The 10,515-nt window shown below is 41.8% G+C and carries 12 protein-coding genes and 1 other RNA gene; 5 read left to right on the top strand and 8 right to left on the bottom strand.

What is annotated here, in order from left to right:
* Positions 1 to 107: 107 nt before the first annotated feature.
* Positions 108 to 827 carry a hypothetical protein gene (locus BV375_RS14275; RefSeq protein ID WP_086761505.1) on the bottom strand — a complete coding sequence of 240 codons (720 nt, stop codon included), beginning with the start codon at positions 825 to 827 and terminating at the stop codon, positions 108 to 110.
* Between the two features lie 388 nt (positions 828 to 1,215).
* Here BV375_RS14275 and BV375_RS14270 point away from each other — a divergent pair, with 388 nt between their 5' ends.
* The 3 genes from BV375_RS14270 to pstS all read left to right on the top strand — a co-directional run bounded on the left by BV375_RS14270 (position 1,216) and on the right by pstS (position 4,630).
* Positions 1,216 to 1,956, top strand: coding sequence for a cytochrome c biogenesis protein CcdA (locus tag BV375_RS14270; protein WP_086761503.1), 741 nt, complete (start codon positions 1,216 to 1,218; stop codon positions 1,954 to 1,956).
* A gap of 3 nt (positions 1,957 to 1,959) precedes the next feature.
* On the top strand, positions 1,960 to 3,369 hold the full coding sequence (locus BV375_RS14265) for a cytochrome c biogenesis protein (protein WP_086761501.1): 1,410 nt from the start codon (positions 1,960 to 1,962) through the stop codon (positions 3,367 to 3,369).
* A gap of 208 nt (positions 3,370 to 3,577) precedes the next feature.
* Positions 3,578 to 4,630, top strand: coding sequence for a phosphate ABC transporter substrate-binding protein PstS (gene pstS / locus BV375_RS14260; protein ID WP_086761499.1), 1,053 nt, complete (start codon positions 3,578 to 3,580; stop codon positions 4,628 to 4,630).
* A gap of 6 nt (positions 4,631 to 4,636) precedes the next feature.
* Here the strand turns inward: pstS and queF are convergent, their stop codons facing one another.
* The 5 genes from queF to BV375_RS14235 all read right to left on the bottom strand — a co-directional run bounded on the left by queF (position 4,637) and on the right by BV375_RS14235 (position 6,520).
* The gene (gene queF, locus BV375_RS14255) at positions 4,637 to 5,035 is read right to left on the bottom strand and encodes a preQ(1) synthase (RefSeq protein ID WP_086761497.1); all 399 of its coding nucleotides are present in this window, start codon (positions 5,033 to 5,035) and stop codon (positions 4,637 to 4,639) included.
* Positions 5,036 to 5,183: 148 nt separating this feature from the next.
* Positions 5,184 to 5,579: a hypothetical protein gene (locus tag BV375_RS14250; RefSeq protein WP_086689884.1), complete on the bottom strand. Its 396-nt coding sequence runs from the start codon at positions 5,577 to 5,579 to the stop codon at positions 5,184 to 5,186.
* A 131-nt stretch (positions 5,580 to 5,710) separates the two neighbouring features.
* Positions 5,711 to 6,094 carry a phasin family protein gene (locus BV375_RS14245; RefSeq protein ID WP_086761495.1) on the bottom strand — a complete coding sequence of 128 codons (384 nt, stop codon included), beginning with the start codon at positions 6,092 to 6,094 and terminating at the stop codon, positions 5,711 to 5,713.
* A gap of 25 nt (positions 6,095 to 6,119) precedes the next feature.
* Positions 6,120 to 6,216, bottom strand: an RNA gene (gene ffs / locus BV375_RS14240) — signal recognition particle sRNA small type.
* Positions 6,217 to 6,253: 37 nt separating this feature from the next.
* Positions 6,254 to 6,520, bottom strand: coding sequence for a YciI family protein (locus BV375_RS14235; protein ID WP_086761493.1), 267 nt, complete (start codon positions 6,518 to 6,520; stop codon positions 6,254 to 6,256).
* Positions 6,521 to 6,676: 156 nt separating this feature from the next.
* Here BV375_RS14235 and BV375_RS14230 point away from each other — a divergent pair, with 156 nt between their 5' ends.
* Together BV375_RS14230 and BV375_RS14225 are read left to right on the top strand one after the other, a co-directional pair.
* On the top strand, positions 6,677 to 7,228 hold the full coding sequence (locus BV375_RS14230) for a 2'-5' RNA ligase family protein (RefSeq protein ID WP_086761491.1): 552 nt from the start codon (positions 6,677 to 6,679) through the stop codon (positions 7,226 to 7,228).
* Between the two features lie 299 nt (positions 7,229 to 7,527).
* Positions 7,528 to 7,923, top strand: a complete 396-nt coding sequence (locus tag BV375_RS14225) for a hypothetical protein (RefSeq protein WP_086761489.1) — start codon at positions 7,528 to 7,530, stop codon at positions 7,921 to 7,923.
* A gap of 213 nt (positions 7,924 to 8,136) precedes the next feature.
* Here BV375_RS14225 and BV375_RS14220 read toward each other — a convergent pair whose 3' ends face one another.
* Both BV375_RS14220 and BV375_RS14215 read right to left on the bottom strand, forming a co-directional pair.
* Positions 8,137 to 8,559, bottom strand: a complete 423-nt coding sequence (locus BV375_RS14220; protein WP_086761487.1) for a hypothetical protein — start codon at positions 8,557 to 8,559, stop codon at positions 8,137 to 8,139.
* Positions 8,560 to 8,820: 261 nt separating this feature from the next.
* Positions 8,821 to 10,443: a CTP synthase gene (locus BV375_RS14215; protein WP_086761485.1), complete on the bottom strand. Its 1,623-nt coding sequence runs from the start codon at positions 10,441 to 10,443 to the stop codon at positions 8,821 to 8,823.
* Between the last annotated feature and the right edge of the window lie 72 nt (positions 10,444 to 10,515).

The following is a 10,515-nucleotide window of genomic DNA, read 5'->3' as shown; positions in this document are numbered from 1 at the left end:
TTTTAATTCCAATTGTGGATTTGTGTGTCTTCTTTTTCTTTCATGCAACAAAGCCCCACAAAGGCACTAAGACACAGAGAAAAGACCTGAAATTTTTACGAGTCAACTTACTTCTCTTGTAATAACTCTTCTAATCCCGTCCAAAATCTATCCAACTCAATAGCCATCATTTTTGCGCCTGCGATTGTTGGTTCTAATAATCTTGGTGAATTATGCAGAATTATATTTGTTAATTCTTTTGCTTCCTCGGCATGTCTTTCTTCCACACCTCGATCGAAACATTCAGCAAAGTATTGCTCTTGCTCAATAAATGGAAAACAATGAGCTAGGGAATTCATTAATGCTTGCATCCAATCATGAGCAAACATTTCTATTACGCACCAAGGTCCTAGAGACTGAGGATAAATCTTCTCAACTAAAGATACAAAATTAGCGGTAGTGGGGTCGAGGATTTTTTGCAATTCATCTAGACTACCAAATTCTTCATCTTTTATGATGAACTTTGCGCCCATATTGGCAAAGGCTCGGCTTAGTTGATAGTGATGAGTATCACCACCTTGTAAACTATCATCATCACTGATAATTCTGAGCTTTCGCACTCGTAATGCTGGGCTATCTAGATGAGGTACAAAGTAGACCATCACACGAGTTGCATGGCAAGCAGCTTGGTATCTTAGGTAGATTTGTCCTAGTAAATCTGGAGAACGAAGTTTTTCCGGTGGCGATAGAGTTAAACGCGAGAACAAGGAATGTTTTGATGGTAAATATTTATCATAGATATCATCTAAAACTTCCTGAAATATCTGTTCTATATTTTGAGTTTGCATAAGTTATAAAAATAATAGTAAAGTCTATGCCATAGATTCTACAAAAAATAATATTTGTTAGGATGTTAATTTATAATTTTTCACGATATTCTTATTTTCAATTTTTATTTATAGAAAATATTTTCATAATAGTTACATCAAAGATTTTTGTTGAAAATATCCAAAAGCTTAAACTTAGATTGCGAGGAAATAGTAATCAAGATAAAGCTGAGAAATCCTAGCAGATAACGATGGTGGCAATCAAAGGATTGAAAACAATAATTTTTGGGAGTTGAGAAAGGCTAGAAAACATCCTTAAGAAGCGATCGCCTTCCTGTCTAGTCCCACCCAAAGTCCCAAACTAAGCTAAAATTCAAGCATAGTAAGCATTTCTTGCTCATAATGCCCCATGCTTGAGACTTTGCAAATCCAACTTTACAAACTAGAACAATTTGCCAATGCCCTTGTCTCTAATCAACTGGGACACCTCAGCGTGGTGAGTATTGGCATTATTTTTGCGGCTGGTCTCCTTACCAGCCTGACGCCTTGTATGCTTTCTATGCTGCCCATTACTATTGGCTATATCGGCGGCTATGAAGCGAAAAGCCGTCTGCAAGCAGCAGCCCAATCAACTTGGTTTGCGCTGGGATTAGCAACCACATTAGCAGGATTGGGAATAGTAGCAGCCTTTTTAGGCAAAGTTTACGGTCAGGTGGGAATGGGTTTACCGATTATTGTCAGCATCATCGCTATTCTCATGGGGTTAAACCTACTGGAAGCACTACCTCTGCAATTTCCGTCCTTGGGCGAAACGAATTGGATTTCGCAAGATTTACCCCCTGGGGTGCGTTCCTACTTAATTGGATTGACTTTCGGCTTAGTAGCGTCACCTTGTAGTACACCAGTTTTGGCTAGCTTGCTGGGTTGGGTGGCGAATACTCAAGACTTAATTTTAGGCGCTGTTTTGCTAATTACTTACACAGCAGGTTATGTAACACCCTTAATTTTGGCAGGTACTTTTACTGCTGCAATTAAAAAACTGCTGGAGTTGCGCCGCTGGTCTGGTTGGATTAATCCAGTTAGCGGTGTGTTGTTGGTAGGCTTTGGTGTGTTTTCCTTAATTTCGCGGATTCCCTTTGGAAGTTTTTAAGCAATGACAACAGACAATTCAGCGACCACAGAATCAAGATGGTGGTCATTACCTTGGCGAATTTTGCGGCGAGAGCTTTTACCTATACTTACAGATTTACGATTAGCGATCGCCTTACTATTATTAATCGCCCTTTTTAGCGTTAGCGGTACTGTAATTGAACAAGGTCAGTCACCCGCATTTTACCAGGCTAACTACCCAGAACATCCAGCCTTATTTGGCTTCCTGAGTTGGAAGGTAATCCAAGTAGTGGGATTAGACCATGTATATCGTACTTGGTGGTTTCTAAGTTTGCTGGTTTTGTTTGGCACTAGCTTGACTGCTTGTACTTTTACTCGCCAACTCCCGGCTTTAAAAGCTGCCCAACGGTGGAAATATTACGATGAACCCCGACAATTTCAAAAATTAGCTTTGAGTGCGGAACTAGATACTGGTTCCTTAAATACGCTTACCCAAATATTAAAAAACCAGCGTTATAAAATTTTTCAAGAAAAAGATGACATTCTCTATGCCCGTAAGGGAATAGTCGGACGCATCGGCCCAATTATCGTTCATGTAGGTATCGTCACGATTCTGTTGGGAGGAATTTGGGGAGCGATGACTGGGTTTGTTGCCCAAGAAATGGTTCCCAGCGGCGATACATTTCAAGTGAAAAATATTATCGATGCGGGGCCTTTAGCATTATCCCAAGTTCCGAAAGATTGGTCTGTGCGAGTCAATCGGTTTTGGATTGACTACACCCCTGCTGGTGGAATCGACCAGTTTTATTCAGATATGTCTGTTTTGAATAATCAGGGGCAAGAAGTTGACCACAAAAAGATTTTTGTCAACCAACCTCTGCGTTATCATGGCGTCACTTTCTATCAAACTGATTGGGGACTCTCAGGTGTTCGCGTTCAATTTAATAACAGCCCCATTTTCCAACTGCCAATGGCACAATTGAACACCAATGGTACAGGACGTATCTGGGGTACATGGATTCCCACCAAGCCAGATTTAAGTGAAGGTGTTTCTTTAATAGCTAAAGACTTACAAGGTATGGTGTTAATTTACGATGCCACTGGTAAGTTGATTGATACTGTGCGTGCGGGAATGTCTACTCAAGTTAATGGGGTAAGGCTGAAAATTGTTGAAGTAATTGGCAGTACTGGCTTACAAATTAAAGTCGATCCTGGTATCCCGATTGTTTACACAGGATTTGCCTTACTGATGCTGGGTGTGGTGATGAGTTACTTTTCTCACTCCCAAATTTGGGCATTACAAAAAGGCGATCGCCTTTTTGTGGGTGGTAAAACTAATCGCGCTCAGGTTGCTTTTGAACAACAAGTATTGGATATTCTAGATCGGTTGAGTAATCATTTAGAAGATAAGAATGAACCTAAGACTACAGGATCTCTAGCATCCAATTCATGAAGTTTAGTCATCACCTTTTAGTTAAGTTACAACACAATTTAGAGTAATCAAACCACAGATCCTAACGCTCAAAGTTGAGTACAACTTTTAACAACTTTTTTGATGAGAGTTTTCGTTGCTCTAAAATTAATTGCGTTTTACATAAGTACAGATATCAGCCTGGAGAACTCCCAGGGTTATCAATTAAAAGTTGGAATTCAAGATTTGTATGTCTGCTCAACTTCAATTTAAGCGATGGGCTTGTCTTCTACCCCTAATCGCTGTTTCGTTGAGTGTTGCATCCTGCACTGCTGATTCTAGAAGTACCAAGACTGTTTCTCTTGTGGGTGCTGGAGCAAGTTTTCCAGCACCTTTATACCAGCGTTGGATTGTAGATTACAATCAACGAAATCCCAATGTAGAAATTAACTATCAATCTCTAGGAAGCAGTGTAGGAGTACAACAACTCATTCAAGGTACTGTAGACTTTGCCGCTAGTGATGTGGGAATTACACATGAACAAGCAGATCAAGTAAAAAGGGGAGTCATTGCTTTACCTATGACTGCCAGTTCAATAGTGCTAGCTTACAATTTACCCAATCTGCCTAATGGTTTGAGGCTATCACGCTTAGTTTACACAAGTATCTTTTTAGGAAAAATTAGGAATTGGAATGATCCTCGAATAGCAACAGCTAATCCAGGAGTAAATTTACCTAATCTACCAATTAAAGTCGTACACCGAACTGATGGCAGTGGGACTACCAGCGTCTTGACACAACACTTTAGTGCTATCAGTCCAGAATGGAAGAACAAAGTCGGGGCTGGTAGATCTGTAGAATGGCCAGTGGGAATTGCTGCTAAGGGTAATGAAGGCGTTTCTGCCCAAATTCAACAAACTCCAGGCGCTATTGGCTATGTTGAGTATGTCTACGCCACACACAATCAACTATCTGTCGCGGCTTTAGAAAATAAATCTGGTAATTACATCATCCCTACACCAGAGTCGGTAGCTAAAACCTTAGAAGCAGTCAAATTACCCAATAATAGCTTGATTGCTTTTATTGCCGACCCTACAAGTGCTCATTCCTATCCAATTGTCACTTACACTTGGCTTTTAACTTATAAACAATATCAAGATTCAGTCAAAGCCCAAGCGCTAAAAAACTTTCTTGACTGGGCTGTGACTGAAGGACAAAAATCGAGTGGGGAACTGGGATATATTCCTTTGTCTAAAAAAGTAGTAGTTCAGGTGCAGTCTGCGACAAAGAATATTTCTAAGTAAAGGCTATTACTGATTCACCAGCTTCTGATGCCGAACTTCCACCACTGTATGCACATTACCACGAGGAGTAAAATCTGCTTTTACCGTTACTTCTAAAGGATCGCAAGCAGCAACAAAATCATCGAGAATTTGATTGGCAGACTCCTCGTGGGAAATATAGCGATCGCGGTAACTGTTAATGTAAAGCTTGAGTGCCTTTAATTCCACTACACGCTCATCAGGAACGTAGCTAATATAAATCGTCGCAAAATCTGGATAGCCGGAAAAAGGACATTTACAAGTAAACTCCGGCAAAGTAATGCTAATGTCATATCGCCTACCCACACGCGGATTCGGAAAAGTAATTAGTTGTCCTTCTGCAATCTCGCGTTCGCCGTACTTAATTTCTTTGGTGTCAGTTGTCATTTGTCGGTTGTCATTTGTCAGTTGTCATTTATCAGAGGGAAAAGGTAATAGGTAATCAGCAATAGGCAAGAGTCAAGACTTATTAGTTACTTCTCGCTTGTCCTCTCTGTCCTTCCTGTATCCCTGCTTCCCCGCCTTTCCCTTGTCCCTATTCCTGTTCCCAGTCTGGACAATTGTTATCATCCCAGCCGTGGGGATGCATGGCACAAACTAACAAATTACCACCATATACTTGACCGTGGTAGTGAGTGCAACCAACGCAGGCGGGGTTTTTTTCTAGTGTCGGTTCAACTGGATAAGGAAAACCCGGATCTACATCTGCCACTACGTCTTCTAGTTCCCAGTAAACCTCCATCATTGGTTCAGCTAGGTCGTGTAAATACTGGTCAACTTCAGTGGCAATTGTAGTTTGTACTTGTTCAGTAATTTCTTCTGTTATTTCTAAAAAAGCGTCTACCATGTCACTCATTCCGAGGAAAAAGTGCTCTACTTCAACAGCCACAGTCTCAATAATGTCCATCAAATCTTTCTGCCACTTGTCCATAAACTTGACGCCTTTAATGGCTATGAATAGAGCGCTCAGTGTGACCTGGCTGGAAGTACTAGGTAGATCCTAGATAAAGTATATTCAAAAATTTACTGTGTTTTGCACGATTGCTAAATTGCTGCTATTGACTACTGATCGCGTTGTAGCCGTTTTAATTCTTCTTGCAGTTCTAGCACTTGGTCACGCAATCCATCTACATCATCGGTTGAGGAATCTTTGACCGTTGGCTCTTCATCTTCCTCTAAAATTTCAATGCGGCGAGGTTCAGCAGGCGGTGTTTTGTCTGTGGCCGCACCAGATGATTGGGGCTGTTGAGCTTGCTTCATCATATCTTCGACAAAGCGACGGGCTTCATCCGTGGTCATTTCGCCCTTTGCCACCATCTCATCTGCCAGTTTTTGGACTTGCGATCGCAGTTCCGCTAATTTTCCCCCTGCTTTCTCACCCGCGTAAGAAGCTAACCCAACACCGAGGTAAAAAGCTTTTTGAACAATATCTCCAAAACCAGGCATTGCTGCTGAACGCTCCTACAAATAGGGCGACCCGGAGTCTACGCCTACCACAAGCATCCCGTATTGCTGCTACCTTCCGGTCCTGACAAGATTTGGGCGTTGAAGTCGCATAGGTCCAGGTCTATTAATAGAATAACACTAAAAATCAGTAATTGAGTGTTATTCCATAACAATTCGCCATTCGTGTAGCTGATATTTCACACAACCATTTTTTACCAATGGGTCAAGGGCTACAATGGCTTGGGCTTCGTCCATCGATTCCGCCTCAAACAGCATCATCCCGCCTCCGAATTCTGCCCAATAACCTGTTTTGGCTTTGTGTCCTTTGGCAATTAAATCCTGAACGTAAGCTTTATGGGCGGGTACATATTGGTCAAAGGTAGGTTTATCAACTTTGCCTGCTTCAATCTTCACAAACCAAGGCATTTACTTGCAACCTCTTGAATTTTTGTCTCGTCATCTAGTTGTAATATCTTTCAACCAATCTTCGCTGCTCAATATTAATTTAAAATCCGTCTTGGAAAGTCTGAGCGCTGGCTTCCGGCGCTCAGACTTTCTGCAAAATCTAAAATCTAAAATTGAATGAGCCGCTTTTTTATCGCCCTCCTACCACCGCAAGACATTCAAGATTACGCTAACCAAATCAAGCAATACTTCGCTGATAATTATGCCAGCCAACACGCGCAAAAGTCCCCACCCCACATTACTCTGCAACCGCCCTTTGAATGGGCAGATAACGATGTGTCACGTCTAGAAGCATCGATCAGAGAGTTTGCTAGTGAGCAACAGTCACTACCGATTACACTCAGTGGGTTTGCTGCCTTTGCACCCCGCGTCATCTATATAGATGTAGTGAGAAGCCAAGAACTGTTGACCTTGCAAGGAGATTTAATGGCGTATGTAGAAGCAAACTTGGGTATTGTAGACAAAGTTGGCAAAACTCGCCCCTTTGCACCCCACATGACAGTGGCATTTCGGGACTTAACGCGGCAGAACTTTAAAGCTGCTTGGCCAGAATTTGAAAATCAGCAGTTACATTTTGAGTTTATTGCCGATAAGTTGACCTTATTAATTCACGACGGTAGCCGTTGGAATATTAAATCGGAGTTTGCCTTCTTAGGTGGTGAACGATGAATTAATACAGCAGGATGGGCAATGCCCACCATATCCGCGTTTTGCTGGGCAATACCTAATTACGTCAGGAATCGATTCAGAATGAGGAATATCGCACCGATGCCTTGATTACTCCCACAACTTCTGTCGTTAGGACAACAAGTTTTGTCATTACCTCGCGCCCCTAAGTTCAAATTATCATCGTAAAATTACTGAAAATTTATGTTATAAAAATTGCAAATATTTGTGTATATTGCTGAACCGAAATGCAGCTTCGCTAAGGCAAGCTAGCTTTAAAACGCTATAAAAGGAAGACACCTATGCCTCGTCAAAAACAGAAATCACGTGTTTTAGAAAAAGCTGTATTAAGAACCTACGGACTCAAGGCGATTGATCCAAACATAGATTTTGGGAATAATCGCAACTTGGAAAATATGACACAGATAATAGAGAAATTGCGCAGTAAAATTCAATCTTATAATACTGCTGTGTGCGTGGTTAATGCTTACAAAAGCGAGATTAAAGAATTAGAGAAAACCTTGGGTGATCTCTCTGCTCATATGCTGCTGGGAGTTGCGGTAAAATACGGTAAAGACAGCTACGAATATGAGATGGCGGGTGGTGTGCGTAAAAGTGAACGCATCCGTAGAAGCACTATTAGCCGTTTAAAAGCTAGTGCAAAAGAAGCAGCCAATGGCAATACTCAAAGTGTCTAGTACAAGAGAAAAGCAGAAGGTAGCAATCAGTGTTTGCCCTCAACGCACCATTGCCTTGAAAAGTTTCCTGCGGAGGGAAACCCTCCCGCAGAACTTTTCGCTGATTGAAGACTAATAAATCTTTGATTGTGTGGAAGCTTTCAATTGGGCAAGGCAAAAAGACATAGCTTAAAACTCTCTCCTTCATTCTGGCCTATGTCCTCGCTTCAACATTTAAGACAAAGAATATCCTGTTGCTTTCTGAACGTATTGCAAAACTTTTTGATAAGACTCTGGATTACTCGCAGGATTGATGATGATGGGAATAGTACCATCAGGCAACCAAAAAGTTATCCTGCCGTTAGATTCTTGGCAAAAGGAACTAATGCAATTGAGGTTAATTACATATTGATTATTTTCATAAATAATTTTCACCCAATAAGTATCTTCTAGTTCCAAACCAGTCACACGTTCTATGTATTGCAAAATCTTGTCATAGTCTTGCGGATTACTTTGTGGGTTAATCACAATTGGAATAGCAGAATCGGGTAGCCAAAAGGTAACTCTGCCATTTTGTTCATAACAAAAGGCATTAATACGGTCAAAATTGACTACGTATTTTTTCCTCTCGTAAAGGATTTTCACCCAGTACGCCACAAAATCTCCTCAAGTCCCCGTGATGTCGCTGTCCTTTTAAAAAAATTCACAATTTAAATCGCCAAAAAGCTGCTGTTGATTGTGAATTTTAGATTACTGTTGTCAGCTTACACTAGTACAGCACGGTGGGAATAAAGATGCTATACCTTACGAGTTCAGTGTCAGCCATTCTCAAAAATTATTGTCACCATCATAGGTCTATAGGATAGACAAAAAGCCTAGAACATCAGCTTTGGCAATTTTTAATTAAGCAAAGCGGTACTAGTGCTGTTGTACCAGAGGCGGAAGGCTATGAGCGATCGCAGCTTGGATAAATCCTTGAAATAATGGATGGGGATTGCTAGGACGCGATTGGAACTCTGGATGGAATTGGCAAGCTAGAAAGAATGGGTGTTTTGGTAATTCAACAATTTCAACTAAGCGTCCATCAGGAGAAGTGCCGCTAATCAGGTAACCTGACTCTAACAAGAGGCTGCGGTAATTATTGTTGAACTCATACCGATGGCGATGCCGTTCATAAATCACATCTTCTTGATAGAGTTTGAACGCTAGGGTATTGGGGAGAACATGACAAGGATAAACTCCCAAGCGCATTGTACCGCCTAAATCGACGACATCCTGCTGATCTGGCAACAGGTTAATGACTGGGGCGCTGGTATAAGGGTTAAATTCGGCACTGTTGGCATCTTTTAATCCTTCAACGTTCCTAGCCCATTCAATGACGGCACATTGCATTCCCAAGCATAAACCTAAGAAGGGAATTTGGCGATCGCGGGCATATTTAATCGCGGCAATCTTACCATCTACTCCCCGGACACCGAAACCGCCTGGTACAAGTACACCATCAACGCCTTCTAGTTGATTTTCTGCTGATTCGGTTTCTAAGGCTTCTGAGTTTATCCAACGCAGGCGCAGTCGCCCATAGGTGGAGATGGCTGCGTGTTGCAAGGCTTCGACTACTGATATGTAAGCATCGCCCAAGCGCACGTACTTCCCAACAATCGCAATTTCTATATCGTGTTTGGGACTGTGCAAATGTTGTACCAGGCTTTGCCATTGCACGAGATCTGGTTTGCGTTGTTCCATTTGCAGCAAATCCAAGACTTGCTCTGCCATGCCTTCCCGTTCTAGCATCAGCGGTACTTCATAGATACTCTTAGCATCTTGGGAGGTGATGACGCATTCTTCGGCTACATCGCAAAATTCAGATAATTTTCGTTTTAATCCCACAGGTAAGGGGCGATCGCAACGGCAAACTAAAATATCTGGTTGAATGCCAATCGATCTTAATTCCTTCACCGAATGCTGTGTCGGCTTAGTTTTCATTTCCCCAGCGGAGGCAATCCAAGGTAATAAGGTAACGTGCATATACACCACGTTCTGTCGTCCTACTTCCTTGCGAAACTGGCGAATTGCTTCTAAAAACGGCAGTGACTCAATATCTCCTACCGTACCGCCTATTTCTGTAATCACCGCATCAGGATTTGTATTCTTAGCAACTCTTAGAATACGGTCTTTAATTTCATTAGTGATGTGGGGTATCACCTGCACAGTGCCGCCATTATAATCGCCGCGCCGTTCTCTATTGATTACTGCTTGGTAAATAGAGCCAGTGGTAACGCTGTTGAGGCGTGACATTGAAGTATCGGTGAAGCGTTCGTAATGCCCCAAATCCAAATCTGTTTCCGCGCCATCCTGGGTAACAAAAACTTCCCCATGTTGAAAGGGACTCATTGTACCTGGATCGACATTCAGGTAAGGATCGAGTTTGAGAATCGACACAGAATAATTGCGCGACTTGAGCAATCGCCCTAGACTTGCTGCTACAATGCCTTTGCCGATACTGGAAACTACGCCCCCAGTTACAAAAATAAACTTAGTCATACTAATTTGAATTTTTGGCCACTTCTAAAAATACATCCCGTCATTGTGCCACAGTAACTATTGTGAAATCTT

This window comes from Nostoc sp. 106C (assembly GCF_002154725.1).
Classification (GTDB): Bacteria; Cyanobacteriota; Cyanobacteriia; order Cyanobacteriales; family Nostocaceae; genus Aulosira.
Note: the sequence above shows the minus strand (reverse complement) of the source record. Positions and strands in the feature narration are given on the sequence as shown.

Coding starts and splice junctions, on each gene's coding strand:
- BV375_RS14275 (WP_086761505.1), bottom strand. CDS start 827: ATGCAAACTCAAAATATAGAACAGATATTTCAGGAAGTTTTAGATGAT.
- BV375_RS14270 (WP_086761503.1), top strand. CDS start 1,216: ATGCTTGAGACTTTGCAAATCCAACTTTACAAACTAGAACAATTTGCC.
- BV375_RS14265 (WP_086761501.1), top strand. CDS start 1,960: ATGACAACAGACAATTCAGCGACCACAGAATCAAGATGGTGGTCATTA.
- pstS (WP_086761499.1), top strand. CDS start 3,578: ATGTCTGCTCAACTTCAATTTAAGCGATGGGCTTGTCTTCTACCCCTA.
- queF (WP_086761497.1), bottom strand. CDS start 5,035: ATGACAACTGACACCAAAGAAATTAAGTACGGCGAACGCGAGATTGCA.
- BV375_RS14250 (WP_086689884.1), bottom strand. CDS start 5,579: ATGGACAAGTGGCAGAAAGATTTGATGGACATTATTGAGACTGTGGCT.
- BV375_RS14245 (WP_086761495.1), bottom strand. CDS start 6,094: ATGCCTGGTTTTGGAGATATTGTTCAAAAAGCTTTTTACCTCGGTGTT.
- BV375_RS14235 (WP_086761493.1), bottom strand. CDS start 6,520: ATGCCTTGGTTTGTGAAGATTGAAGCAGGCAAAGTTGATAAACCTACC.
- BV375_RS14230 (WP_086761491.1), top strand. CDS start 6,677: ATGAGCCGCTTTTTTATCGCCCTCCTACCACCGCAAGACATTCAAGAT.
- BV375_RS14225 (WP_086761489.1), top strand. CDS start 7,528: ATGCCTCGTCAAAAACAGAAATCACGTGTTTTAGAAAAAGCTGTATTA.
- BV375_RS14215 (WP_086761485.1), bottom strand. CDS start 10,443: ATGACTAAGTTTATTTTTGTAACTGGGGGCGTAGTTTCCAGTATCGGC.